Source organism: Azospirillum brasilense, assembly GCF_008365405.1.
In the GTDB taxonomy this organism is placed as follows: domain Bacteria; phylum Pseudomonadota; class Alphaproteobacteria; order Azospirillales; family Azospirillaceae; genus Azospirillum; species Azospirillum brasilense_D.
Genome location: NZ_QOKV01000021.1, coordinates 23527 through 49243 on the forward strand (window position 1 = coordinate 23527; position 25717 = coordinate 49243).

General features: G+C 68.2%; 18 protein-coding genes. 10 read left to right on the forward strand and 8 right to left on the reverse strand.

Going from position 1 to position 25717, the window contains the following annotated elements; all coding sequences use genetic code 11:
- Positions 1 to 95: 95 nt before the first annotated feature.
- Together DS837_RS25100 and DS837_RS25105 are read right to left on the reverse strand one after the other, a co-directional pair.
- Positions 96 to 1706, reverse strand: coding sequence for an ABC transporter substrate-binding protein (locus DS837_RS25100; RefSeq protein ID WP_149167228.1), 1611 nt, complete (start codon positions 1704 to 1706; stop codon positions 96 to 98).
- 41 nt (positions 1707 to 1747) lie between these two features.
- Complete coding sequence (locus tag DS837_RS25105; RefSeq protein WP_247890124.1) at positions 1748 to 3061, reverse strand: M20 family metallopeptidase; 1314 nt, start codon at positions 3059 to 3061, stop codon at positions 1748 to 1750.
- 221 nt (positions 3062 to 3282) lie between these two features.
- On the opposite strand from DS837_RS25105, the gene DS837_RS25110 reads away from it, so the two are divergent.
- From DS837_RS25110 to DS837_RS25125, 4 genes are all read left to right on the forward strand, one after another.
- Positions 3283 to 4296 carry a LysR family transcriptional regulator gene (locus tag DS837_RS25110; protein ID WP_247890125.1) on the forward strand — a complete coding sequence of 338 codons (1014 nt, stop codon included), beginning with the start codon at positions 3283 to 3285 and terminating at the stop codon, positions 4294 to 4296.
- A 319-nt stretch (positions 4297 to 4615) separates the two neighbouring features.
- A complete protein-coding gene (locus DS837_RS25115) occupies positions 4616 to 7429 on the forward strand; it encodes a carbohydrate-binding domain-containing protein (protein WP_149167229.1) in 2814 nt (937 codons plus the stop codon).
- A 136-nt stretch (positions 7430 to 7565) separates the two neighbouring features.
- Positions 7566 to 7862, forward strand: coding sequence for a type II toxin-antitoxin system ParD family antitoxin (locus DS837_RS25120; RefSeq protein WP_149167230.1), 297 nt, complete (start codon positions 7566 to 7568; stop codon positions 7860 to 7862).
- Between the two features lie 2 nt (positions 7863 to 7864).
- Positions 7865 to 8248 carry a type II toxin-antitoxin system RelE/ParE family toxin gene (locus tag DS837_RS25125; protein ID WP_170295970.1) on the forward strand — a complete coding sequence of 128 codons (384 nt, stop codon included), beginning with the start codon at positions 7865 to 7867 and terminating at the stop codon, positions 8246 to 8248.
- 19 nt (positions 8249 to 8267) lie between these two features.
- On the opposite strand, the gene DS837_RS25130 is transcribed toward DS837_RS25125, so the two are convergent.
- From DS837_RS25130 to DS837_RS25155, 6 genes are read right to left on the reverse strand one after another with little or no spacing between them, the layout of a single operon-like run.
- Positions 8268 to 9545, reverse strand: coding sequence for a glycosyltransferase family 4 protein (locus tag DS837_RS25130; RefSeq protein ID WP_149167231.1), 1278 nt, complete (start codon positions 9543 to 9545; stop codon positions 8268 to 8270).
- A 13-nt stretch (positions 9546 to 9558) separates the two neighbouring features.
- Positions 9559 to 10896: an O-antigen ligase family protein gene (locus tag DS837_RS25135; RefSeq protein WP_149167232.1), complete on the reverse strand. Its 1338-nt coding sequence runs from the start codon at positions 10894 to 10896 to the stop codon at positions 9559 to 9561.
- Entirely contained in the window at positions 10893 to 12119 is a 1227-nt protein-coding gene (locus DS837_RS25140) for a glycosyltransferase family 4 protein (protein WP_149167233.1), read from the reverse strand. Before DS837_RS25140 ends, DS837_RS25135 begins: the two co-directional genes overlap by 4 nt.
- Entirely contained in the window at positions 12106 to 13371 is a 1266-nt protein-coding gene (locus DS837_RS25145; protein ID WP_149167234.1) for a lipopolysaccharide biosynthesis protein, read from the reverse strand. Before DS837_RS25145 ends, DS837_RS25140 begins: the two co-directional genes overlap by 14 nt.
- On the reverse strand, positions 13368 to 15620 hold the full coding sequence (locus DS837_RS25150) for an NAD-dependent epimerase/dehydratase family protein (protein ID WP_149167235.1): 2253 nt from the start codon (positions 15618 to 15620) through the stop codon (positions 13368 to 13370). The genes DS837_RS25145 and DS837_RS25150 overlap by 4 nt, the downstream gene beginning before the upstream one ends.
- Positions 15621 to 15672: 52 nt before the next feature.
- Positions 15673 to 18021, reverse strand: coding sequence for a GumC family protein (locus DS837_RS25155; RefSeq protein ID WP_170295971.1), 2349 nt, complete (start codon positions 18019 to 18021; stop codon positions 15673 to 15675).
- A 564-nt stretch (positions 18022 to 18585) separates the two neighbouring features.
- Between DS837_RS25155 and DS837_RS25160 the strand changes: the two genes are divergently transcribed.
- The 6 genes from DS837_RS25160 to DS837_RS25185 all read left to right on the forward strand — a co-directional run bounded on the left by DS837_RS25160 (position 18586) and on the right by DS837_RS25185 (position 25710).
- Positions 18586 to 19533 carry a UDP-glucuronic acid decarboxylase family protein gene (locus DS837_RS25160; protein ID WP_035679710.1) on the forward strand — a complete coding sequence of 316 codons (948 nt, stop codon included), beginning with the start codon at positions 18586 to 18588 and terminating at the stop codon, positions 19531 to 19533.
- Positions 19534 to 19609: 76 nt separating this feature from the next.
- Positions 19610 to 21208 (forward strand): undecaprenyl-phosphate glucose phosphotransferase, encoded by a 1599-nt coding sequence (locus DS837_RS25165; RefSeq protein WP_149167237.1) that lies wholly within the window; start codon positions 19610 to 19612, stop codon positions 21206 to 21208.
- Positions 21209 to 21259: 51 nt separating this feature from the next.
- Complete coding sequence (locus DS837_RS25170) at positions 21260 to 22339, forward strand: NAD-dependent epimerase/dehydratase family protein (protein ID WP_149167238.1); 1080 nt, start codon at positions 21260 to 21262, stop codon at positions 22337 to 22339.
- Positions 22336 to 23142, forward strand: a complete 807-nt coding sequence (locus DS837_RS25175; RefSeq protein WP_149167239.1) for a WecB/TagA/CpsF family glycosyltransferase — start codon at positions 22336 to 22338, stop codon at positions 23140 to 23142. The genes DS837_RS25170 and DS837_RS25175 overlap by 4 nt, the downstream gene beginning before the upstream one ends.
- Before the next feature lie 198 nt (positions 23143 to 23340).
- Positions 23341 to 24585 (forward strand): glycosyltransferase family 4 protein, encoded by a 1245-nt coding sequence (locus DS837_RS25180; protein WP_149167240.1) that lies wholly within the window; start codon positions 23341 to 23343, stop codon positions 24583 to 24585.
- Between the two features lie 45 nt (positions 24586 to 24630).
- Entirely contained in the window at positions 24631 to 25710 is a 1080-nt protein-coding gene (locus DS837_RS25185; RefSeq protein WP_149167241.1) for a GDP-mannose 4,6-dehydratase, read from the forward strand.
- The last annotated feature ends 7 nt before the right edge of the window (positions 25711 to 25717 follow it).

The following is a 25717-nucleotide window of genomic DNA, read 5'->3' on the forward strand; positions in this document are numbered from 1 at the left end:
GGGAGGGGATTGACTCCCTCCCTTGCCGGAGGCGGGGGAGGGAAGGGGCCCGCGGCGCGAGCCGCGGGAAGGGTGGGGGCAACCGCTCCCTTTTCTTACTTCTTGACCATGTAGACGCTGTCGTAGCTTTCGTTCACGCCGATGGCGGTCGTGACGGCGTTCTTGAAGCGCTTGTCCACGAAGGTCGGGAACTCCATCTCCAGCAGCCAGGCGACGGGCACGTCCTCGACCAGGATCTTCTGGGCGGCGGAGTAGAGCTGCTGGCGCTCCTCGTCCTTGTTGGTCTGGGCGGCCTGGGCGAACAGCTTGTCCACCTCGGGGTTGGCGTAGCCCATGGTGTTGGAGAACATCACGCCCTTGCGGATGTTGTCCGAGATGTAGGTGCGCGACACGCCGAGCGCCGGGTCGCCGTACTGGTAGACGAAGTTGAAGCTCAGGTCGTAGTCCCAGTTGGACACGCGGTTGACCCAGCCGGCGGCGTCGGTGGTCTCCAGCGTCACGTCGACGCCGACGCGCTTCATCGCCTGCTTCACATACTCGCCGAGACGGGTCCAGGTCTCGCCGTAGGGCATGACGAGCAGGCGGACCTTGGCGCGCGTGCCGTCGGCGCCCTTCTTGTAGCCGGCCTCCTCAAGCAGCGCCTCGGCCTTCTTCGGGTCGTAGTCGTACTTGCGGACGTTCGGCTCGTGGAAGCGGGTGACCGAGTTCACCGGGCCGGTCGCCGGGCGGCCGAGGCCGAACCAGATCTTGTCGCGGATGAACTTGCGGTCGATGGCGTGCATCATCGCCTGCCGGAAGCGCTTGTCGTCCAGCGGCTTGTTGCGCGTGTTGATCTCGATCCAGGACAGCGGCGCGAAGAACTCGTAGCCCTTGGTCGTCATCTCGACGTTGGGCAGACCCTTCAGGCGCGGGACGTCGAAGGTCTCGATGTCGTTGAACTGGGTCTGCTGGACGGTGCCCTGCTCCACGGCGACGGCGCGCGAGGCGGCGTCGGGGATCACGCGGAAATAGATGTCGTCCAGATAGGGCTTTCCGGCCTTCCAATACTCGTCGTTGCGGACGAGATGGATGTAGGAGCCCTTGTTCCACTCCTTGAACTTGAAGGGGCCGGTGCCGATCGGGGTGGCGTTGGCCGGGTTGGCCTTGAAGTCGGTGCCTTCATAGATGTGCTTCGGCATCATCGGGGCCGACGACACCTCGAAAGCCTGAAGGAACGGTCCGAACGGCTCCTTCAGCGTGAACTGGACGGTGTAGTCGTCCAGCGCCTCGATCTTCTCGCACTTGGAGAAGGTGGCGCGGGCGCGCGGGTGGGTCTCCATCAGGAACTTGGAGGTGGAGAAGACCACGTCGTGGGCGGTGAAGGGCTTGCCGTCGTGCCACTTGGCGTTCTTCACCAGCTTGAAGGTGTAGACCTTGCCGTCGGGCGAAACCTCCCAGCTCTCCGCCAGTTCCGGCTGCGGCTTCAGGTCGAAGCTGAAGGTCAGCAGTCCCTGGTAGATCTTGCCGGCGACCGTCTGCGTCGGACCCTGCTGGTTGAGGCCCAGCACCAGGATCGGCGGTTCCGGCTGGACGATGATGTTCATCGTGCCGCCGCGCTCCTGCGCCGCGGCGACGCCGGGCACGGTCAGCGCCAGCGGCGCCGCCAATGCTGCGGCCAGCGCCGCGGCGGTCAGGGTTTGACGAAAGTGACGCAAACGATTGCTCATGTCTGAAGCCCCCTTATTGTTTGGTTCTCTTCACGCGACCGTTATGGATCGATGGATTCCAGGCCGCACCAGTCGGCCATGAACAGGGCCAGCACGGCGGTGACCTTCGCCACGCTGTCGAGCGAGACGGACTCGTCGATGCCGTGGATGCGCTCCGCCTCCGGGCCGTAGCAGGTGGCCGGCGTGTCGCCGTACAGGACGAAGTTGCGGACGTCGGTGGTGCAGGTCTGGGCCAGCTTCGGGGCCGGAGCCCCGAAGATCGACCGGTGCGCGGCGTCCAGCGCCTCCAGCATTGGGTGATCGGGGTCCAGCGTGCAGCCCTCGGCCTGGAAGCCGCGGAAGATGACGCGGGCGTCGATCCCCTTGAGGTCGGAGTCGCCGCGGCAGGCCTCGGCCACCGCGCGCTCGATCTCGGCGCTGACCTCGGCGGCGGCGCGGCCCGGCGGGAAGCCGAAGCGCAGCTCCATCCGGCAGCGGGTGGGGACGGAGGACGCCCATTCGCCGCCGTCGATGTGCCCGACATTCAGGTTGTAGGGATGGTGATGGTGCGCATAGGCCGGATGCCGCCCGTCGGGGTGGTTCCAGGCCGATTCCAGCGCCTTCAGATGCTTCAGCACGCGGAAGGCCGCCTCGATGGCGTTCAGCCCGGCGCCGGTGTCCAGCACATGGGCGGGACGGCCGGTCACCTCCAGCTCGCAGCGGATCACGCCGACCTGGGCGATCTGGAGCGTGTGGTTGAAGGGTTCCGGGATCACCGCGGCGTCGGCCTTGTAGCCGCGGGCGACGCAGGCGAGCGCGCCGTTGCCGGTGCATTCCTCCTCGACCACCGACTGGAGATAGACCGGCGCGGCGGGCTGGACGCCCAGGCTCCGCAGCGCCTTGAAGGCCATGACGTAGGCGGCGATGCCCGCCTTCATGTCGCCGGCGCCGCGCCCGTAGAGGCGCCCGTCGCGGACCACCGGCTCGAAGGGCGGGGCGGACCACAGCTCTTCCGGACCGGTCGGCACCACGTCGATGTGGCCGTTCAGGATCAGCGACTTGCCGGTCGCGCGCCGGGGCTTGTGGACGCCGACGACGTTCTCGCGCCCTTCATAGGAGATCAGGGAGGGGGACCAGCCGGGCTGGGCCTTCAGCGCCTCCTCGTCGATGGCGAAGCGGTCCACCTCCAGGCCCATATCCCGGAAGATCCGTTCCATCAGATCCTGCGCCGGGCCTTCCTGCCCCAGAAGGCTGGGGCTCCGGACCAGATCGGACAGCAGGCTCACTCCGTCCTCGCGCAGCTTCGCCACCGCGCCCAGGATCGCATCCCGGTCCACGGCTGCAATGCTCCGCCCACCCTCGTGGGATGCGGGCATGACGACTCCGTTCTTACCACTCCACCGCGCAGTCGTCCGTGTGGGTCGGCAAATCGCCGGGAAGAAACCGGGGCGATTTCGACTTTCGGACTATGACCCTGATTTTGCCCGGTTGGGCGAAGCCGGGGATCGACCGCTGACGACAGGCGTATTACAATTCAGCTTCTCATCCTCCGCCAAATCGATAATCCTCATTGCCGACATAAGCAGGATTTATGGCGATGGGTTTCCCCCCGATGACGGCGCGCGATCTGGAGCGGCTCGGCCACCAGCTCGACTGGAACCTGCTGCGCACCTTCATGGTGATCGTGCAGGAGCAGGGGCTGACCCGCGCGGCGCAGCGTCTCGGGCTGACCCAGCCGGCGGTGTCCCAGGCCCTGAAACGGCTGGAGGACCAGATCGGCCGCAGCCTGATCGAGCGCGGGCAGGGCCGTTTCCGCGTGACCGAGGCGGGCGAGATCATCTACGCCGAGGTGCTGGAGATCTACGGCAACATCTCCCGCTTCGCCGTCCTGATGCGCGACATCCGCGAGGAGATTTCCGGCCACATCCGTATCCTGCTGGCCAGCCGAATTCAGTCGCTGCTGTTCGACGCCTTGCTGGAGCGCTTCCACGCCACCCATCCCCAGGTGACCTTCCGGCTGGACGTGATGGCGAGCGCCGACGTCCACATGGCGATCCAGCAGAAGACCGGCTCGCTCGGCCTCTGCCTGATGCGGGAGCCGCCGCCGCTGGTCGAGCACGCGCTGTTCGCCCGCCAGATCTACCGCCTCTATTGCGGGCCGCGGCACCATCTGTTCGGCCGCACCGGCCTGACGCTGAGCGATCTGCGCAGCGAGGGCTTCGTCTCCTTCACCTCCGACCAGATCGGTGGGGTGCTGTCGCCGCTGGCCGTCTTCCGCGCGCAGGAGGGGATCGAGAGCCGGATCGTCGGCGCCTCGGTCAATCTGGACGAGGTGCGTCGCATGATCTCCGTCGGGCTGGGGATCGGGCCGCTGCCGCGCCATGTGGCGGAGCGTGACGTGCGCGACGGGCTGCTCTGGCCCCTGCCGCCGGAGGAGGGGGTGGCGCCGGTGGACATCCATCTGCTGTGGAATCCCGCCTCCAAGATGAACCGGGCGGAGCGCGCCTTCATCGAGCATTGCCGCGCCGCCATCGCCGGCATCCCGCTCGACCTGCGTTTCGATCCGGCGGCGGTGAGCGAGTGGATCGACCGCCAGTTCGGCGGCGACTGATCCTTCCGCGTTTTTGCTGTCCCGTTTCCGATGCCCTAAGGGGTGTGCGCCGTCATCCAGTGGGTGACGCGGCGCTGCGTTTGCGCGCCGGCAAGAGGCCGCAAGCAAAAATTCCCATTCTCTTCCCCGCTCTTTGATAAGCGGAAGATTCCTTTTTGCAAAACAGAGACTTCCTGGAGTCTTCGCAAAGGATCCCGGGAATCTCACAAAAATGCCCCGCCGCCCGCCGTCATCGAATTGGTAGTAGATGCATATGCCAAAGGGCGAAATCGCCTAAGAACTCATACCAGAAGACAACATCTTAAGAGAGCATTGACATATGGCTAACCTGTACGGACCGAAGACGCTGACGGCCCCCGCTGGTGCGATCGTCATAGCACCGGGCGCCAACATCCAATCCATCGTCAATGGCGCTCCCGCTGGCGCGACCTTCTGGTTGCAGCCGGGCGAGTACCGTCTCCAGTCGATCACCCCCAAGGACAACCAGACCTTCATCGGTGCCGAGGGCGCCGTGCTGAACGGGTCGAAGCTGCTGACCGGCTTCACCCAGGACAGCGCCGGGCGCTGGGCGGTCGGCGGCCAGACCCAGCAGGGCGAGCGCCGCGCGACGGACGAGGCGACGCCCGGCGCGATGCGCGCCGGCTATCCGGAAACCGTCTATGTCGACGACAAGCCGCTGACCCCCGTTGACGCCCTGTCGAAGCTGAAGGCGGGAACCTTCTACTTCGACTACAACGCCGACAAGATCTATCTGGGCGACAACCCGGCGGGGCACAAGGTGGAGGCCGGGACCACCGCCCGTGCCTTCGGCGGCACCGCGGACGGCGTGACGGTCAAGAACCTCGTCATCGAGAAATACACCCCGCCGGCCCAGGAAGGCGCCATCCAGGGCGACGTCAACTGGACCATCCAGGACAACGAGCTGCGGCTGAACTACGCGGTCGGCGCCACGGCGCAGGACGGCAGCAAGTTCATCGGCAACTACGTCCACGACAACGGCGAGATGGGGCTGGGCGGCGCCGGGACCAAGATCCTGGTCGAAGGCAACGAGATCGCGCGCAACGGCGCCTGGTCGGGCATCGACGTGTTCTGGGAGGGCGGCGGCACCAAGTTCGCCTACACCACCGATCTGGTGGTCCGCGGCAATTACTCCCACGACAACACCGGCTTCGGCCTGTGGACCGACATCGACAATGTCGGGACGCTGTACGAGAACAACGTCCTCGTGAACAACAGCGGCGGCGGCATCACCCACGAGATCAGCTACGACGCCGTCATCCGCAACAACGTGATGGTCGGCAACGGCGCCAAGCCGCAGGCCGAGGGATGGTTGTGGGGCGGGTCGATCCAGATCCAGAACTCGCAGAACGTCGAGGCCTACGGCAACAAGATCGACATCACCGGGGTCAAGGGCGCCAACGGCATCGTGATGATCCAGCAGGACCGCGGCGCCGGGGAATTCGGGACCTGGACCACGACCAACAACAAGGTCCACGACAACATCATCGTCTCGAAGGACGGCAACGGCCAGTCGGGCGGCGTGGCCGACCACAACGAAGCCGGCATGTTGAACGGTGGCAACGTGTGGGACAACAACACCTACTACATGCCGGACGGCGACCGCTGGCGCTGGGGCGACTTTCCGGAAGGCGACAGCTGGTCCGCCTACATGAACGCGACCACGCAGGACGAGCATTCGACCCTGTCCCAGGCCTATCCCTCGACCGCCGGCTGGACGACGGTCACACCCACCGCACCGCCGGCCCCCACCCCGGCCGACACCACGCCGCCCACCGTCAAGGTGAGCATCGCCGACAGCAACGTGACCAAGGGTGAGGCGCCGCTCGTCACCTTCGCCTTCAGCGAGGCGGTGAAGGGCTTCGCGCTGGCCGACACCACGGTGAAGGGCGGCGCGCTGAGCGGCTTCAAGACGGTGGACGCCTCCACCTACACCGCCGTCTTCACGCCCTCGACCAACACGAAGATCACCGATGCTAATGTCGCGGTGAAGGCCAGCAGCTACACCGATCTCGCCGGCAACGCGGGCAAGGCGGGAGCCTCCGCCGGCTTCGCGGTGGACACCACGACGACCGCACCGACCGTCCCGACGACGCCGACGGCCAGCGTCACGACGATCAAGGTCAACGCCTCCGGCGCCGCAGCGGGCGGGGTGAACGCGCATTTCAAGGTGCTGGTGGACGGCAAGGCCATCGGCGACGCCACGGTCGGCACGGCGGCGAAGGACTACAGCTTCACCACCGCGTTGACCGCCGGGCAGCCGCACAAGGTGCAGATCCAGTACGACAACGACGGCTTCGTCAACGGGCAGGACCGCAACCTGTTCGTCAACAAGATCACCATCAACGGCACCGCCCACAACCCGACCGACGGGATCGTCAGCTACGACAAGGGTGCGCTGGACGGCAAGGACGTGGTCAAGGGCCAAGCCGGCCTGTGGTGGAACGGCACGCTGGTCGTCGACGCCCCCGCCAAGGAGTTCCCCGCGGGCGGCACGCTGCCGCAGAGCGGTCCCAGCACCACGACGATCACCGTCAACGCCTCCGGTGCGGCGGCCGGCGGGGTGAACGCCCATTTCAACCTGCTGGTGGACGGCCAGAAGGTCGGGGAGGGCGTGGCCGGCACCTCGGCCAAGGACTACAGCTTCACCACCAGCCTGTCCGCCGATCAGGCGCACAAGGTGCAGATCCAGTACGACAACGACGCCATGGTGAACGGGCAGGACCGCTCGCTGATCGTCAACAAGATCACGATCAACGGCAAGGCGGTCGCGCCCACCGACGGCATCGTCACCTACGACAAGGGCGCGCTGGACGGCAAGGACGTGGTCAAGGGCCAAGCCGGCCTGTGGTGGAACGGCACGCTGGTCGTCGACGCCGACAAGGGCTTCTTCCCCTCGGCCACCCCGGTCGGCGAGGCCACGGCGCTGGCGCTCGACGCCGGGACGGACAGCGTGTGGAGCCACGTCGCAGCCCAGCAGGCGGCCGCCGCTCCGGTTGCCGCGGCCGACGCGGCGGCGTTGGCGAACAGCTTGTACGGGGCCATGCCGGTCGAGGCCGGCTATGACCCGCTGTTCGACCACATCGACCCGTCGCTGCTGAGCCACGCGGCGTAACGCGGCCGGAACGGCGAAGGGCGGTCCAACCGACACTGGACCGCCCTTTGTCGGATGTCGAAACCGCATGGCCTTTGCGGGCTTGACGGCGATCCCAGCCGGTATCAATCTTTGATACTACGCCTGGAGACACGGCATGAGTGGTCGGAATTTCAGCCTGACGGAGCGGTTGAGCGCGTTCATCGACCGGCAGGTCGAGGACGGGCGGCACCAGAATGCCAGCGAGGTCGTTCGCGAGGCGCTGCGTCGCTATCAGGACGATTTGGACGCAGAGCGCGCCAGCCTCGCCGCCATCGAGGCCATTGCCGAACGTGGAACGACAGCCATCGAGCGCGGAGACTATCGGCTGGTGGACGGCGAGGAGGATCGGCGCGCGCTGCTCGCCGACCTGAACCGCCGGGCGTCGGAGCGTGCCGCGGCCCGGAAGGGCTGACCGTGGGTAAATTCCGCCTGTCCGCACCGGCGGAAGCAGACCTCGACGCGATCCTGGACTGGAGCGAGGAGCGATTCCACGCGGTCGGCCGCATGCGTTACGCGGCCCTCCTCGTCCAGGCGATGCAGGACTTGGCCGACGACCCGCGGCGGGAGGGCGTCGAGTGGGTTCGGACCTTGAAACAGTCCGTCGGCCTGTACCACGCCTGGCACAGCCGGGATCATGATCCCGATCCGGCGGAACGGGTCCATGATCCGCGACACGCGGTCGTGTTCCGCATCGCCGAGGATGGCGTCGTGGACCTACTGGACTTCGTTCACGACCACATGTTGCGCGGCCGGGCGCTGCGCCGCATCGTGCGCGGGAGCCAATCGCCTCGGCATTGATCCTGTCCGAACGCTGCTCCTACGCCGTCGCTGGTGCGTAGATGTCCGGCGTGATCCGGCAGCTCGCGAAATCCTGGGCGCGCGCGTGGGCGGCGCGGCTCATGGCGCGCAGGCGGGGGCGGTCGCGGTCCAGGGTCACGATGGCGTCGGCCAGCCCGTCGATCACCTCCGCCGCCGCGCGCCCACGGCAGGGAACGGCGAAGCCGCAGGAGGAATCGATCATGATCCCCGAACCGCCGAGATCGAGGCAGATCACCGGCTGCGCGTTGGCCAGCGCCTCCATGATGACGTTGGCGGCGGAGTCGTGAAGGCTGGGGAACAGCAGCGCGTCGGCGCTGCGCAGCGTGGCCAGATAGTCGGGCTGCGACAGCCATTCGATGAAATCGACATGCTCCGCGATGCCCAGCCGGTCGGCGAGGTTCTTCCACTCCTCCGACTGCGGCCCGCTGCCGATCATCTGGAGCCGCGCCCGCGCGCCCTTCTCCAGCGCCCGGGCCAGCGCCGTCAGCGCGTAGTAGCCGCCCTTCCAATAGAGGAAACGGCCGGAGAACAGCAGCTTCAGCGGCGCCCCGGAATCGCCGCCGGTTTCCGCCTTCATCTCCGCCTTCGGGGGCGCGAAGCGGTCGGGCAGGAGGGAGCAGCCGAAATGCTGGCGGGCCTTGTGGCGGTCGCCGGCGGGAAGGACGTGCCGGCTCTCATGGGTCTTCACGTAGATCATGTTGTAGCGGCGGTAGGTCAGGCGCAGGAAGGGGTCGATGCGTGTCATGGCGATGGCGGCGTTGCGGACCAGCTCCGTCGCGATGGCCCTCCAGCCCAGCGGGCGGATCAGCGGCCAGGGTGCCCGCTCGCCGCCGCCGACCGGGCCGATCACCGACAGGGGCGCCAGCCCGCCGCAGAAGGCGGGGAAGCGGATGCCGCCGATGGTCACGTTGTGGATGACGTCGAAGGGCTGCCGGCGCACCAGTTCCTTCACCACCGCCCGGCAGCGCCATTGCCACGCGATGTAGGAGAGCTGGAACCGCGTCTTGCTGTCGTGGTGCGCCATGGTGTCGGGGCGGTCGATGAACACGAAGTCGTCCGGTTCGAAGGCGGTTTCGCCGCGCGCGATCTTGCCCAGGATCTTCGGGCGCAGGCGCCCCTGCGTCACCACTTTCACGCGACAGCCCGACCGCTTCAGCCCCTCGCCCCAGTTCCAGCCGTTGGCGGATTCCGACCCGCTGTCCGGCTCGAAGGCGAAGGCCACCAGAAGAATCGACTTTCCGGCATTGGCGGATTCGCCGGCGAACGGTTCGCTCATCGTTCATCCTCCCTCATGAATGCGGCAGCGGGGACCGGTTTTCGAGTTCGTGGCGGTGGATCAGGCCGGCGGCGATGCCGACGCCGAACAGGACCCAGAACCAGATGCCCAGCATCGGCCCCTCCAGCGTCACGTCGAAGGAGGCGTTGATGACGATGGACAGCCAGTAGCAGAAGAGGAAGACGAACAGCCGCGCCCAGGCGCGGTCGCCGTTGCGGCGGGCCAGCAGGAAAGCGCGCATCATGAAGACCGACCAGCTTCCCAACAGCGCCGCCCACAGGACGAAGCCGGGCACCCCGGCGCGGGCGAGGATCGTCATGTGGGCGTTGTGCGGGCTGCGCAGCACCTGCCCGTCCTCGGCGTCGACCACCTGGAAGCCGTCGTCGTCGGCCAGATTGATGCCGAAGCCCTTACCGTCCCAGAAATGGTCGCCCTGCACGGTGTAGCCGATGATCTTATCCCACCACATGATGCGCCATTGCTTGGTGCCGTCGAGCGTGGCGGTGTCGGTGGTCCCCATGATGCTCATCACGTTGGTGACGAGCTGGTCGACCGACAGCTTCCGCGACGAGACCTCGATCTCCAGGTTCAGCACCAGCGCCACGATGACGGTGACCGCGGCGATGCCCAGCAGCGGGGCGAGCTGCCGGCTGCGCGGCACCAGGGCCAGCGCGATGGCCAGCGGCACGACGATGGCGAGCATCCCGCCGCGGCTGTGGGCGGCGACCAGGGCCATGCCGAACACCAGCATCGCCAGTTGCAGCGGGTTCAGGCGGCGGAAGCCCAGCAGCACGAACAGGGCGACGCCGGCGAAATGCACGCCGACCTCGCCGGGGCGCAGGCTGATGAAGGGGACTCCGTAGCGCGGCCAGGTGGGGATCTGCGCGTGCAGAAGCTGGAACAGCGGGTAGACGACCGGCATGACCGTGACGAAGAACACCGCGAAGCCGCTATAGGCCAGCACGAGGCGGCGCAGTCGTTCCGGCTCGTCGTACAGCAGGGCGATGACGACGAAGGCGAGCAGCCCGTACATCACGATCACGCTGTCGCGCAGCGCGTCGAAGCTGTAGGTGCCGAAGTAGGGCAGCGTCCTCGCCAGCACCCAGACGATCAGGATCGCCAGCAGCGTTCCCGGCAGGCTGGACACGGTGGCGAAGACTCCGCCGGTGCGCAGCATGACCAGCAGGCCGGAGAGCAGCAGCACCTCGCCGATGAACAGCGGCGGCGCCCCGATGTAGGCGAAGCCGCGCCCGGCCAGGGAATAGCCCAGCAGAACGACCATCAGGAAGGTCAGGTAGTGATCCGCGGCGCGGGTCCGGCTGCGCTTGGGGGTGGAGAGGACGGCGCTCATGACGGGCGTCCATAGGCGGCGGCGCGCAGCCGGGCGGCGATCCGACCCCAATCGCCGATCGCCACCACCATGCGGTGGGCGTTGGCCGCCATGCTCTGCCAGGCGCCGGGTCCGGTCCGCTCGGCCCGCGCCAGCGCGTCGGCCACCGCCTCCGCCGTCAGGGCCGACACGCCGAAGCCGGCGCCGTGGCCCTCCACATAGGGGACGAGGCCGGTCTCCCGCGTCACGATCAGCGGCAGGCCGGACAGGGCGGCCTCTAGGCAGCCGGTCGGCATCACGTCGTAGCGCGAGGTCAGTGCGAAGTAATGCCAGCCCGCCATCATCGCCGCCTTCTCCGCCCCGAAGACCGGGCCGTGGATGCGGATGAGGGTGTCGAGGCCGTGGGCATTCGCCCGCCGTTCCAGATCGGCGCGGGCGGGGCCGGACCCCGCCAGTTCCAGCACCCCGTGCCCGCCGGCGCGGCGGTAGGCGGCGAAGCCGTCGATCAGCAGGTCCACGCCCTTGTGGTCGATCTCGTAGCGTGCGCAATAGCCGAAGGTCAGCCGATTGCCGTCCGGCGCGGCGCGCGGAACGGCGGCGGGAAGGCCGCCGCGCCGCGCCGACCAGGCGGTGTTGGGCAGCAGGCGGACGGCGGCGGTGGGGGCCACGCGACGGACGATGGCGGCCTCCTCCTCCGTGATGGCATGGACGAAGCGGGCGCGGGCGAAGGCCGGGCCGTCGAAGAGGCGCAGCCACGCGGCGGGCAGGCGGCGGCGCACCCGGCCCGTGATGTCGTAGACATGGGAGCACTGGCCGTGCAGCGTCACGCCATAGGCGACGCCGCGCCGGTGCAGCCCGCGGGAGAGCGCCGCGAACAGCGGCTTCACCGCGCCATGGATGTGCACCACCGTGTCCGGCCCGGCGCCCTCCAGCATGCGGTCGAGAGTCGCGTCCGCGATGGTCAGCGACCGCCCGGACAGCCGCAGCCCGCCGAGGGGGAAGCGCTGCGCCGGGCAGTCCGCCGGGATGCCGGTCAGGGCGTCCGGGTCGTCGGAGAACAGGCACAGCCGCGCGTCATCGCCCATGGCGCGCTGCTCCGCGATCAGGCTGCGCACCACATTGTGCAGCCCGTTCGCCGAGGAGGGGTGGGCGATGGCCGGCTGGATCACGACGTGCCGGAGGTCGAGCGGGCGCAGCCGGGACTCCTCGACGGGGAATGCGGCGCTGCCGTCAGCGGGCGACATGGGCGGTCCTCGTCTTGGAGAGGTAGTAGTGGGCGGCGCCGACGCGCAGCAGGCTGGAGAACAGCAGGGCCATGCACACCCCGGCGACGCCGTACATCGCCGCCAGCGGGCCGACCACCGCGAACACCGCCAGCGTCCCGGTGACGTTCACCACCAGCGCGAACTGGCTGCGCTGCACGCCGTAGAAGTAGGAGCAAACCATTTCCGCCAGATAGCCGGCCAGCGCCCCGATGGAGAGCAGGCGCAGCGGCCAGTCCTGGTCGGCGTAGGGCGACATGGCGCCGTAGACGACGTTCAGCATCTGGTGCGGGATCAGCAGACCCAGGCTGTAATACACCAGCAGCGGCGCCGCCCCGATGACGACGTAGCCGCGGATCGCCAGCCAGGCCTGCTCGTCCGGATGGAGCCCGCCGACGCCTGCGGACAGGGTGCTGCGGCCGCGCGCGGCGATCTGGGGGACGAGGTTGCCCATACCGATGATGATCGGGTTGGCGATGTTCACCAGATTGACCACGGCCTGGAACGCCGCGGTCGACGCCATGCCGTCCATCGCCGCCATCAGCCAGACGAGGCTCTGCACCCGCAGCATCAGGAACAGGTTGTTGGCGAGCGCCCAATGCCCGATCGACCAGAAGCGGCGGAGGACCGTCGGCAGGTCCGACAGGCCGCCAAAGCGCGGGCGCAGGATCGCGAAATGGACCACCGCCCCGGCCAGCGCCGGACCGGTCATGGCGATGAACACCCGCTCCAGCGACAGATGGCCGCCCAGCGCCATCAGGTTCAGCACGGCGATCTGGCCAAGATAGGTGACGCTGTCGCCCCACAGGGCCTTGTCATGCTTCAGCCCGGACATCAGCCCGCGCCGCCCGATCTCCTGCACCTGCCAGACGATGAAGTAGAGCACGGCGGGGCCGACCAGTTCCGGCATGCCAAGCCCATACCCGACCAGCGCCACGATGCCGGACAGCGGCAGGATCGATCCGGCGGTCATGATGACGGCGCGGCCCGCCAGCGTCCGGCGTTCGGCGGGGTCCAGCACCGCGCCTTCCACCGACAGCGGGTACTGGATCAGGCTGACGTTGACGACCTGGAGCGCCAGCAGCACCGAGAGGAAGAAGACGAAGGTCCCATATTCCTCCGACGAAAAGGTCCGGGCGAGCTGGATGTTGATGGCGAACATGCCCAGGCTGACCACGCCCTGGTCGGCGAGGGTCCAGAAGCTGCGGACGAGTGACGCCGGGATCATCGTCATGCGCTGCCGACCCGCGTCGTCTCGGTGGGGAGGGAAGCAGGTTGCCGGTCATCGTTGACGGGCCGCGCGGCAACGGGAGCGGTGCGCGGCACGTCGCGGTAGGCCCAGCGCAGATAGTCCGCGGTCAGCGCCATGCCGTCCTCGAAGGTGAAGCGCGGCTCGTAGCCGAGCAGGCGGCGCGCCTTGGTCAGGTCGATGAGCGCCTTGGCCTGATAGAGCGCCAGCTTCTGCGCGTCGGGCAGCCAGAGCTGGTTGCGGCTCGCCTTCTTCTTCAGGAAGTAATGGACCATCACGAGATGGCGCAGCCGCGGCGGCAGGCTGTCGAACCCGCCCTGGAGCACCCGGCGGGCGGGACGCCAGCGCACGATGATCTGGATGATCTTCTTCGGGTCCTGAAGCACCATGGCGATGTCGCGCCGCAGGCTCTTCATTTCCTTGCGGATGGCCTCGGCGGGCAGGAAGCGCAGGCTGTCCACGCCCAGCGCCTCCTGGAAGCGCCCGAAGACGGCGGCCCAGGGCGGGGCGTCGGGGCCGGAGATCACGAAGCGCTCCCCGATGGCCTGCGGGCTGCGGGTCGCCGCGATCATCGCGTCCACCAGATCGTCGATGTAGACGGCGTTGCACAGCCCGCCTTCCTGCGGCAGCACCACCGTGCCGCTCAGCAGCATCTCGGCGGGGGCGTTCGTCCAGGGCTTGCAGAAGGGGCCGTAGACGATGGAGGGCTGAAGCACCACCCCCGGCAGGCCGCGCGTGCGCGCCGCGTCGAGCACCATTTTTTCCAGATCGAGCTTGTTCTGGACGTAGCTCCAGGCCCGGTCGCCGTCGCGCGTCTCCTCCGACAGCGGGCCGTCGGGCAGCGGCTCGTAGACCGAGAAGGTGCTGAGATGGACGAAGCTCTCCACCCCGTTGGCGAGGCTGGCGTCGATCAGCGCGTTCATCCCGTCGATGTTCTGGCGGCGCGACCGCACGTCGTAGGCGCAGTGGAAGACCCAGTCGGCGCCGGCCACCGCCTTGCCGATGGCCTCGCGATCCAGCAGGTCGGCGCGGATGATCTCCACCGGGAAACGGGCCAGACGCACCGCCTGCGCGATGTCGCGGACGATGCAGCGGACCTTGGCGCCATGCTCGAGGCACAGCCTCTCGACCAGCCGCCCGCCGATGAAGCCGGCAGCGCCGGTCACCACCACGGTGGGGCCGTCTGCGACAGGGCCGGCGGTGCGGGGCGACGCCGCTGCGTTTCCTTCCACCCAGGGCAGGGTCAGCGGCTTCCGGCTGGCGTAGCAGCGCTCGATCAATTCGGTGGAGGGCAGGGCCTCGCGCCCGCCGACGGCGGCCGGGCGCCCTTCGCGGATGGCCGCTGCGAAATCCTTCAGCTCCGCCTGGAACAGGTCGCCGAAGATCTGCGGCGGGATGTGGTTGGCCGAGAAGCCGTCATGGACGAAGTCGAGGATCTGCGGCACGTCCGAGGCGATCTGGTTCTCGTAGAGATGGACTTCGACGCTGCCCTTGGTGCCGTAGACGCGGATGGTGTTGCGCAGGGCGCGGGTGCGGCTCAGCTCCAGCGTTCCGGTGGCGCCGGACGCCATGGTCAGGGACAGCCGGCAATCGGACTCCAGCCCGCCGTGGCTGTCGTCGCTGTAGTCGACCTCCGCCGCCTCCCCGAACCACCACAGCAGCAAATCCAGCGTGTGCGACCCGGTGTCGAGCAGAACGCCGCCGCCGGCCCCGTCGCGGCGCAGCATGGCCGGCGAACTGATGCCCCAGTTGTAGACGAAGCCTTCCCGCGCCTCGAAGCGCAGGACGCGGCCGAGTTGGCCGGAGTCCACCAGCGCCTTCAGCCAGCGGACGCCATTGACGTAGCGGCGCATCAGCCCGACCGCGAGTGCCAATCGACGCTCCTCCGCCGTCCGCACCATGCGTTCGGCGTCGGCCAGCGTGACGGCCAGCGGCTTTTCCATGAAGACGTGCTTCCCGGCCTCCAGCAGGCTGTGGCCGACCGGCGCGTGGAGCATCGGCGGGGCCGCCACCAGCGCCGCGTCGAACCGGTCCGCCGCCTCCCGCCAGTCGGCCACGGCGATGGGGGCGCGGTTGCGGCCGAGCATGGTCTGCACCGCCTCCAGCCGCTCCGGCGAGGGATCGATGAGCACGCTCGGCCGCCAGCCCAGGCGGAGCAGCGCCGGCAACAGGTGATGGCTCACGATGCTGCCGCAGCCGATGATGGCAAGCCGCGGGAACTCGGCGTTGGTCATGGAATCCTCACTTTTGGGATTGCCTTCGCGTGGGCGCCGTCCGTCGGCGCCGTCAATGCCGCGCGGGCGCGTGCAGGGCGTAGTAGTAGGCGTCGTCCTTGTGGCCGTACTTGACGTGCTTGGACGCGACGACCCGCGACAGCACGACGCCGCCGACCGCGCTGTCGACCGACTTCAGCTTGTTGAAACCGGCCATCACGGTGTCCAGCGGGGTGTGCTGCCAGCGGACGACGTAGATCACGCTGTCGGCCAGGAAGGACAGGGCCAGCGCGTCGGAGAACAGCATCACCGGGGCTGAGTCGATCACCACCACATCGTAATTGTGGCGCGCCCATGCGATCAGGTCGCTCATCGCCTGGGAGCTGATGCGGTCGTGCGCGTCGGGGGTGCCGATGGTGTTTCCCAGAACGCTGAGGTTGGCGGACTCCTGGTGGATCAGGTCGTCGATGCCGACGCGACCGTCCAGCAGGTCGGCGACGCTGCCCCGCGGCTGGTAGCCCAGCAGCGTCGCGATGGAGGGGCGGCGGAAGTCCGCGTCGATCAGCAGCGTGTTCAGCCCCAGACCGGCCAGCGACCGCGCCAGATTGGCCGCCAGCACCGACTTTCCTTCCTTCGGGATGGAGGAGGTGACGAGCAGCACCTTGGGCGGCGTTCCCCGCTTGCGCGGCATGCAGGCCATGGTGCGCACCGTCTGGATCGCTTCGCGGAAGGCGCCGATCTCGCGGGCGCGGCGGCTGTCGGGGTGGAGGGGCAGGTTCCAGGCCGCCTCGTTGCGGGGAAGCGACGGGACCATGCCGAGGCAGGGCACGCCGGTCGCCCGCTCCACCTGGGTCGGCGTGCGCAGGCCGGAGCTGAGCCGCTCCAGCAGCAGCACCAGCGCCACCGCCAGCGCCGTGGAACCGACCAGCCCAACGCCCAGCGACATGCGCAGCTGCGGGAAGGCCGGGCGGATCGGCGGCAGGGCCGGAGCGCTGAGATGCGCATCCAACGCGCCGGAATTTTTCAGCGCCATCGTCTGCTCGTAGCGTTCGGCGAGGCTGCGATAGAGCGTGCGGTGCGCGTCGGCGGAGCGTTCCAGGTCGCGGAGCTGGATGCCGGTCGCCTCGATGCCCTTCTGCTGCTCCTGCAGGTCGGCGATGCTCTTCAACAAGGTGGCCTCGCGGATGCGCGCGACCTCCAGGTCGGCGTCCAGGCCCTTCTGGATCTTGCCGACCTCGTCGCGGATGCGCGCCTTCAGCTCGCCGATGCCGCGGCGGAGGTTAACGATGTCCTGGTGCTTGTCGCCATAGACCTGCTGGAGTTCGGCCAGCCGGCGCTCCAGCATCGCCTCCGCCTCGCGCAGCTTCTGGATCAGCGGGGAGGCCAGCACCTCCGGGATCGCCGCGGCGTTGTTGGCGGCGGTCTGGTCGCGGGCCTGGCGCACGCGCGCCTCGGCCGCCGCCTTCTGCGCCTGCGCGGCGGTCAGCTGGGTGGCGATTTCGTTCATCTGCTGCTGGACCATGTTGCGCCCGTCGGGCGGCAGCTCCAGCAGGCTGTTCTCCTTGCGGAAGCTGCGGATGGCCTCTTCGGCGCCGCGCACCGCCTCGCGCGCCTCGATGAGCCGCCCGCCGAGCCACTGGTTGACCCGCTCGGTCATGCCGCGGTTCATTTCCGTCCGGTAGTCCAGATAGGCTTGGCCGAAGGCGTTGGCGATGGCGGCGGCCTTGGCGGGATCGACCGACGACGCCTCGATGATGATGGTGAAGGAGCGGTCGTCGTTGCGCGCCTCGATCCGGCGCAGCAGCGTGTCGATGGTCAGCAGGCGGGCCTGATCCGGGTCGCGGGCGATGGGGCTTTCATCGGCGCGGAACAGGGCGGTCGCCTGCTGCACGACCCGGCGCAGCACGTCGTTGCCTTCCGGCGGCAGCGCGCCGACACCGGCCTTGGTGACCCGTTTCAGCCAGTGATCGTCCGCGCCGTCCGGCGCCTTGAGCGTCGGGTTGAATTCGGGGTCGGTGAGCAGGCCCAGCTTTTCCACCACCCGCTCCGCCAGGGCGCGCGAGCCGACGATGGAGACCTCGCTGCGCACCGCCGGCGCCTCGGGCGTCAGGTTGGACACCACCGACTTGAACTCCGCCAGCTCGACCCGCCGGGAATCGAGCTGCACCATCGCGGTGGCGCGGTACATCGGCTTCAGCGACTGCATGACGTAGGTGATGGTCCCCGTCCCCAGCAGAATGACGGCGAGCAGCAGCAGCTTGCGCCGCCACAGCACGGCCAGCGTGGCGAAGACGGTCGCCTCCTGGCGGCCGCGGACGTCGGAGGAGTCCCCGGCGGCCGATTGCAGAAGACTGTCCGGAAGGACGCTGGTGTGCGCTTCGTGGCCTGGAAGCGTTCCGCCTTTGCCGATCGAAGAATTCACGTCATCGCCCCTTTCGTCTTGCTGGCTGGCGGTCCGGCCCGGGATCGGCGTGGCGGGTGGCTGCAGAAGGACGCGTTGCGGCCTTCTTGTTTTCCTTGGAGATAACCGAGAATTCGGGTGTCTTTTAAAGACCGGGGCCGAATGGACGCGCCAAATGGACAGTGATGTTCCGCTGCTGAAACCGTTGCCGGACAGACTTCGAGTACCGTGAATGGCGCCGCGCAACAATTGAAAAAAAGAAGGCCCATCCGTCTCTGTGCTTACGCCAGCGACCGTCATAAATAATCATATCCGATACCCCGTCCGCGTGTTTGACGGTCAACTCCGCGCCGGTCACAGTTTGCCGGGTGCAGCGGGGCCGGTTCAGGCTTCGAAACGACGCACAATTCCAGACATGACCATGCATTCCCGCCTAAAGGGCCGAGCGATGGTCCGTATCGCATGGCGATGTGCTGTGGATCGTCGGCGAATTTTAAAATAATCACGGAAGCGGTTTGGCGCGACGTCTCCGCGATCTGCCGCATCCCGGTCGAATCCCCCGGTCAAACTCCATGGAGAGGCTCAATGACGTCCACGACTGAGCGCGTTCTTGTGACAGGTGGCGCCGGGTTCATCGGATCCCACCTGTGCGAGCGTCTTCTGGCCGCCGGGAAAGAGGTCCTGTGCGTCGACAACTATTTCACGGGCGCGCGTTCGAACATTGCGCATCTGCTGGACAACCCGAAGTTCGAGGCGGTGCGCCACGACATCACCTTCCCCCTCTACGTCGAGGTGGACGAGATCTACAACCTCGCCTGCCCGGCCTCGCCGGTGCATTACCAGTTCGATCCGGTGCAGACGACCAAGACGTCGGTGCACGGCGCCATCAACATGCTGGGGCTGGCCAAGCGGGTGAAGGCGACGATCCTCCAGGCCTCGACCAGCGAGGTCTACGGCGATCCCTTCGTCCATCCGCAGCGTGAGGACTATTGGGGCAACGTGAATCCCATCGGTCCGCGCGCCTGCTACGACGAGGGCAAGCGCTGCGCCGAGACGCTGTTCTTCGACTACAACCGGCAGCACAAGGTCCCGATCAAGGTCGCGCGCATCTTCAACACCTACGGGCCGCGCATGAATCCGAACGACGGGCGCGTGGTGTCGAACTTCATCGTCCAGGCGCTCAAGGGCGATCCGATCACGATCTACGGCGACGGGTCGCAGACGCGGTCCTTCTGCTACGTCGACGATCTGGTCGAGGGGCTGCACCGGCTGATGGAGACGGACGGGACGGTGACCGGCCCGATCAACCTCGGCAACCCCGGCGAGTTCACCATTCTGGAGCTGGCGGAGACCGTCATCCGGATGACCGGATCGCGCTCCCGGGTCGAGCGGCACCCGTTGCCCCAGGATGACCCGCGACAGCGCAAGCCGGACATCACCAAGGCCCACGCCTACCTGAAATGGATGCCGCACGTGCCGCTCGAAGAGGGGCTGGAGCGCACCATCGCCTATTTCGCCAAGACCTATTTCTGAGCGCGGCGACGCAGCCGGCAGCGCCGCCGCATCGCTGGGGTGCGGCGGCAGGGAATGGGCCAACAGGGAACGGCGGATGTTCGAACTCCCTTCACGAGACAGCTCGGCGAAGCCGGACTACGGCGCGCGCGTTGGGATGGCCTTCCAAGGCCCGCGCCCGGAGTCCGCGTCGCCGGTCGCCGCGGCGGCCTCCGCCCCCGCCCTGCTGTGCGGGCTGGTGGCCGCGGACGCGCTGGTGGTCGTCGGGACGGGGCTGGCGGCGGAGGGCATCGCCGCCCGTTTGTTGCGGGCCGCTCCCGCCGACCCGGCCCTGTTCACAGACGCCGTTCATGGTTTCGCGGGCGTTTTCAACGCCGCGGTCGGCCCGCTGGCCGTGCTGTCGCTGATGTGTTTCTACAGCGCGGGCTGTTACCGCAACCTGCGTCCAAAAGCGGTGCGGCGGACCATCGGGTCGCACGCCGGGCCGCTGTTCGGGGCCTGGACGGCGGCCTTCCTGGTGCTCGTCCTCATGCTCGGCGTGACGGGGGACCTGCGGCGGCTGGACACGGCGGCGGCGGGGACGCTGTGGCTGTGGTACGGGCTCGGCCTGTTCGGGCTGACCGCGCTGCGCAGCCTGTTCCTCCGGCTGGCGCGCGACTGGAATCTGGCCGGCGGTTTGCGGCAGCGGACGCTGCTGGTCGGCACCAACGATCTGGCTCTCGAATGGCTGGACCGTCTCCAGCGCACGGAAGGGGCGGCTTACCAAGTGGTCGGCGCGGTGTCCACCGCGGCGGACCGGCCGTCCTCCGTGAACGCTCCGCCCCTGGCCACCGCCCGGTTGGCCGGGGTGCCGGTGCTGGGAAGCGTGGCCGGGCTGGTCGAACAGGTGCGCAAGAACCGCATCGACCTCGTGGTGGTGGCCCTGCCCTGGAGCGCCGAGGCCGAGATCACCGATATCCTGGAGCGGCTGCGCGTCCTCGCGGTGGACGTCCGTCTGCTGCCGCACCGGCTGATCGCCCGCACCGCGGGCCTGTCGGTCGATGCGACGGCGGGCGTTCCGCTGCTGGGCGTCATCCATCACCCGCTGGCCGGCTGGCGCGGCGTGCTGAAGCGGTCGGAGGACCTGCTGATCGGCGGCGCGGCGCTGGCCGCGCTCGCGCCGCTTCTGCTGCTGGCCGCGGCGGCCATCAAGCTGGAAAGCCCCGGCCCGGTGCTGTTCCGCCAGAAGCGCTTCGGCTTCAACAACGAGGAATTCGAAATCTGGAAGTTCCGCACGATGCACACCGACCGCGGCGACCAGTCGGGCGCGCAGCGGACCGTGCGCAACGATCCGCGGGTGACGCGCGTCGGGCGCTTTCTGCGCCGCACGAGCATCGACGAGCTTCCGCAGCTCTTCAACGTCCTGCGCGGCGACATGTCCATCGTCGGGCCGCGGCCCCATCCCGTCGCCATGAAGGCCGGGGACGTGCTGTACCACGAGGCGGTGGAGAACTACGCCTGCCGCCACCGCGTCCGTCCCGGAATCACCGGCTGGGCGCAGGTGAACGGGCTGCGCGGCGAGATCGACAACCTCCACACCGCCGCCCGCCGCGTCGAGCACGACCTCTACTACGTCGACAACTGGTCCCTGGGGCTGGACGCCGAGATCATGGTGCGCACCGCCCTCCTCCTTTTCTGGGACCGCAACGCCTATTGACCGGCGAAGACACCGAAAGAGCAACGAACAACAGTGAAGGAGTTAGACGTCATGTCCGTCGCCCTTGTCACCGGTTCCTGCGGATTGATCGGGTCGGAGAGTTGCCTGCATTTCGGTGCGCTGGGAATGGACGTCGTCGGCATCGACAACGACATGCGGCGCACCTTCTTCGGCGACGAGGCCTCGACCGCGTGGCAGCGCCAGACCCTGGAACAGACGCTGCGCCAGCGCTACCGCCACCACGCCATCGACATCCGCGACGCCGCGGCCATCGACGCGCTGTTCGAGCGGCACGGCTCGGCCATCTCCCTGATCATCCACACGGCGGCCCAGCCCTCCCACGACTGGGCGGCGCGCGATCCGCAGACGGATTTCTCGGTGAACGCCAACGGCACGCTGAACCTGCTGGAGGCGGCGCGGCGGCACTGCCCGGACGCGGTGTTCATCTTCACCTCGACCAACAAGGTCTACGGCGACACGCCGAACCGCCTGCCGCTGGTCGAGACCGAGACGCGCTACGAGATCGACCCGGCGCACCGCTACGCCGGCGGCATCGCCGAGGACATGTCGATCGACGCCACCCTGCACAGCCTGTTCGGCGCTTCCAAGGTGGCCGCCGACGTGCTGGTCCAGGAGTATGGCCGCTATTTCGGCATGAAGACGGTGTGCTTCCGCGGCGGCTGCCTGACCGGGCCGAACCATTCGCCGACGCAGCTTCACGGCTTCCTGGCCTATCTGATGCGCTGCGCCGTCACCGGCACCCGCTACGACGTGATCGGCTACAAGGGCAAGCAGGTCCGCGACAACATCCACAGCAACGACCTGATCGCCGCCTTCCAGGCATTCTACGACGCGCCGCGCAGCGCCGAGGTCTACAACATCGGCGGCGGACGGGCGAGCAACTGCTCCATCCTGGAGGCGGTGGCGCTGTGCGAGGAGATCACCGGGCGCCCGATGAACCTGGCCTTCAAGGAGGCCAACCGCATCGGCGACCACATCTGGTGGGTCAGCTCGCTCGACCGGTTCCGCTCCCATTACCCGTCCTGGGACATCCGGCACGACGTGCGCAACATCCTCACCGACATTCACGACAGCAATCGGCGCCGCTGGCGCGTGGAGGCCGTGGCATGATCGACCATGGGAAAAAGGAAGTGCTCGGCGTCTACGTCAACGCCGTCGATTACGAGGCCGGCGTGCGCGCCATCATCGACGCGGCGGAGCAGCAAAAGCCCTTCGCGGTCAGCGCGCTCGCCGTTCATGGGGTGATGACCGGGGCGCTTGACCCCGAGCACCGCTACCGCCTGAACGCCATCGACCTCGTGACGCCGGACGGCCAGCCGGTGCGCTGGGCGCTGAACCGGCTGCACGGCGCCGCCCTGCCGGACCGCGTCTATGGCCCGAACCTGATGCTGCGCACCTGCGCGGCGGCGGTGGCGAGGGGGCTTCCCATCTACCTCTACGGCGCCACGGCGGGGCTGCTCGACACGCTGGTCACCGCGCTGACGGAGCGCTTCCCCGGCCTGATCATCGCCGGCGCCCGCCCGTCCGCCTTCCGCACCCTGAGCGCCGAGGAGCGCGCGGCGGTGGACCGCGAGATCCTGGAGTCCGGCGCCCGCATCGTCTTCGTCGGGCTCGGCTGCCCACGCCAGGAGACCTGGGTCTACGAGCACAAGGCGGCGCTGTCGATGCCGCTGATCGCGGTCGGGGCCGCTTTCGACTTCATCGCCGGGAAACAACCGCAGGCGCCGATGTGGATGCAGAATGCCGGCCTGGAATGGCTGTTCCGGCTGTCCACCGAACCGCGGCGGCTGTGGCGGCGCTACGTCATGCTGAATCCGGCCTTCCTGTTCCTGCTGGCTTGCCAAGCGGTGCAGATGCCGCTGGTCCGCAGTGGCCAGGCGCGGCGTCCGAAAGGAGAGCTTCGATTTGGCTAGACGGCGATGGTTGTTTGGTGGTTGCCAAAGAGAAGCGCCGTTATTAAAAATGAAACTCCGCCCGATGCTGCCTTCCTCTGTGCCGTTTTTAAAATGAAACGGCCTTGCATCGGCGGATTTTCCTGAACGACCTGGGGGCAGCGCCTTGAACCGCGACCGATGCGGTCTGCGCTTCCATGACAGTCGAGGATTCCTGCGATGAGCCTGAAGATCCTGTCGGCGATCGTCGTGCCGCCGCATCTGGCGGTCAGCGGCGCCAGCAAGGCGGCGGAGAAGCTGAGCGTCGCGCTGCAGGCGCACGACCGCATTGACATCGCGAACATGGGCATGGCGAGCCGGGTCCCCATGGACCTCACCAAGCCGGGCGAACGGATCGACGTCCGCACCTCGAGCCCCTTCGCCGGACTCGATTCCATTCTGCCCAACCGCGCGAAGACCCTGTTCTACCAGTCGAGCATCCCGGCGCTGATCCGCCACGGCTCCTACGATCTGGTGCACATCCACAACCCGATTCCGGCGCTGGAGATGATGCGGGTGGCCCGCGCCTGCGTGGCGAAGGGCGTGCCCTATGTGGTGTCCACCCACGGCTTCGTGGAGATCGGCAACCCGGCGGCCTTCCGGCGCATGGACGCGGCGCGGCGGCTGGCCTGGGACCTGCTGATCGACCGCCCCGTCCGCTACGTCGTCCGCAACGCCGCGGCGATCTGCGCGATCTCGCCGGTCGATCTGCCGATCGTCCGCGGCTTCGGCTTCACGGGGGACGAGATCGCCGTCATTCCCTACGGGGTCGATCGCCCGAACGACTGGGGCGCGCCGACCCCGGCGGACCAGGACATCCACCGAAAATTCGGCATCCCGGAGCGGGGGGAGGACGGCGGCCCCGTCACCGCCTTCTTCCTGGCCAACCACACGGCCAACAAGGGGCTGGGCGTGCTGCTCGACGCCTTCGTGGGACTGTCGATGCCGTTCCGGCTGATCGTGGGCGGCGAGAAGCGGGATTTCGTCGATTACGAGGCGTACCAGCGCCGTTGCGGGCCGGGCCAGACCATCCATCTCACCGGCAATCTGGCCGAGGCGGAGGTCGCCGCCATGTTCCGCCGCTCCGACCTGTTCGTCTTCCCGACCCTGGCCGACACCTTCCCCAACGTGATCCTGGAGGCGATGGCCTTCGGCGTCCCGGTGGTGGCGAGCCGGGTCGGCGGCATCCCGCATCAGGTCGACGACGGCTGCGCGGTGATCGTCGAGCCGGGCGACCCGCTGGCCCTGCGCGCCGCCGTCGAGCAACTGGCGGCCGATCCCGAGCGGCGGGCGCGGATGGGCCGCCACGGCCGCCTGCGCGCCGCCCAGCGCTTCGACTGGGCCGCCGCCGCCGCCGACACCCACCGGCTCTACGACGCGGTGATCCGCCGCCCGACGGGTGCCGCCGTCCTCAAGGCCGCCTGAACCCCTGCCCATCCGGAAAAAGCCGCAGCAATGGAGAAGAAATCTATGGAAGGCAAGACGCTCGTGACCGGCGGGGCCGGCTTCGTCGGCTGCAATCTGGTCAAGAACCTGCTGGAGGACGGGCGTGACGTCGTCGTCCTGGACGCCCTGCTGCGGCCGGGCAGCGAGCGGAACGCGGCGTGGCTGCAAACCCTCAACGCCGGCTCCCGCCTGACCTTCATGAAGGCCGACGTGCGCGACTTCGCCGCCGTCAAGTCCTGCATGGCCGGTGCGGAGGAGGTTTATCACCTCGCCGGACAGGTCGCGGTGACCTCGTCGCTGGACGATCCGCGCACCGACTTCGACATCAACGCGCTCGGCACCTTCAACGTGCTGGAGGCGGCCCGCCGCATGAAGAACCCGCCGAAGGTGGTCTTCACCTCGACCAACAAGGTCTATGGCGGGTTGGAGCATGTGGCGGTGGAGCGGGCCGGCAGCCGTTACCGCTTCGTCGACCGCCCGCTCGGCGTTTCGGAGGCGGAACCGCTGGACTTCCATTCGCCCTACGGCTGCTCCAAGGGGGCGGCGGACCAGTATGTGCGCGACTACGCCCGCATCTACGACCTGCCGACCGTCGTCTTCCGGATGAGCTGCATCTACGGCCCGCGCCAGTTCGGCAACGAGGACCAGGGCTGGGTCGCGCATTTCATCATCTCGGCGCTGAGCGGGCGGCCCATCCACATCTACGGCGACGGCATGCAGGTGCGCGACGTGCTGTTCGTCGAGGATCTCGTGCGCGCCTTCCGCCTCGCCACCGAGAAGATCGAGGTCAGCCGCGGGCAGGTCTTCAATATCGGCGGCGGGCCGGAGAACACCATCTCGGTCTGGCGCGAGTTCGGGGAGATGCTGTCCACCCTGCGCGGCGCGGCGGTGGAGGCCGACTTCTCCGACTGGCGGCCCGGCGACCAGCCCTGCTACGTCAGCGACATCCGCAAGGCGGAGCAGGTCCTCGGCTGGCGCCCGCAGGTGGACCGCGACACCGGCATCCGCCGCCTGTGGGACTGGGCGGAACACTACCTCGCGCAGAACGGCCTGCCCACGGACCAGAGCCAGTTGGAACCGGGCCGCATCGCCCTCAGCGCGTAATCCCATT

Coding starts and splice junctions, on each gene's coding strand:
- DS837_RS25100 (WP_149167228.1), bottom strand. CDS start 1,706: ATGAGCAATCGTTTGCGTCACTTTCGTCAAACCCTGACCGCCGCGGCG.
- DS837_RS25105 (WP_247890124.1), bottom strand. CDS start 3,061: ATGCCCGCATCCCACGAGGGTGGGCGGAGCATTGCAGCCGTGGACCGG.
- DS837_RS25110 (WP_247890125.1), top strand. CDS start 3,283: ATGGGTTTCCCCCCGATGACGGCGCGCGATCTGGAGCGGCTCGGCCAC.
- DS837_RS25115 (WP_149167229.1), top strand. CDS start 4,616: ATGGCTAACCTGTACGGACCGAAGACGCTGACGGCCCCCGCTGGTGCG.
- DS837_RS25120 (WP_149167230.1), top strand. CDS start 7,566: ATGAGTGGTCGGAATTTCAGCCTGACGGAGCGGTTGAGCGCGTTCATC.
- DS837_RS25130 (WP_149167231.1), bottom strand. CDS start 9,545: ATGAGCGAACCGTTCGCCGGCGAATCCGCCAATGCCGGAAAGTCGATT.
- DS837_RS25135 (WP_149167232.1), bottom strand. CDS start 10,896: ATGAGCGCCGTCCTCTCCACCCCCAAGCGCAGCCGGACCCGCGCCGCG.
- DS837_RS25140 (WP_149167233.1), bottom strand. CDS start 12,119: ATGTCGCCCGCTGACGGCAGCGCCGCATTCCCCGTCGAGGAGTCCCGG.
- DS837_RS25145 (WP_149167234.1), bottom strand. CDS start 13,371: ATGACGATGATCCCGGCGTCACTCGTCCGCAGCTTCTGGACCCTCGCC.
- DS837_RS25150 (WP_149167235.1), bottom strand. CDS start 15,620: ATGACCAACGCCGAGTTCCCGCGGCTTGCCATCATCGGCTGCGGCAGC.
- DS837_RS25160 (WP_035679710.1), top strand. CDS start 18,586: ATGACGTCCACGACTGAGCGCGTTCTTGTGACAGGTGGCGCCGGGTTC.
- DS837_RS25165 (WP_149167237.1), top strand. CDS start 19,610: ATGTTCGAACTCCCTTCACGAGACAGCTCGGCGAAGCCGGACTACGGC.
- DS837_RS25170 (WP_149167238.1), top strand. CDS start 21,260: ATGTCCGTCGCCCTTGTCACCGGTTCCTGCGGATTGATCGGGTCGGAG.
- DS837_RS25175 (WP_149167239.1), top strand. CDS start 22,336: ATGATCGACCATGGGAAAAAGGAAGTGCTCGGCGTCTACGTCAACGCC.
- DS837_RS25180 (WP_149167240.1), top strand. CDS start 23,341: ATGAGCCTGAAGATCCTGTCGGCGATCGTCGTGCCGCCGCATCTGGCG.
- DS837_RS25185 (WP_149167241.1), top strand. CDS start 24,631: ATGGAAGGCAAGACGCTCGTGACCGGCGGGGCCGGCTTCGTCGGCTGC.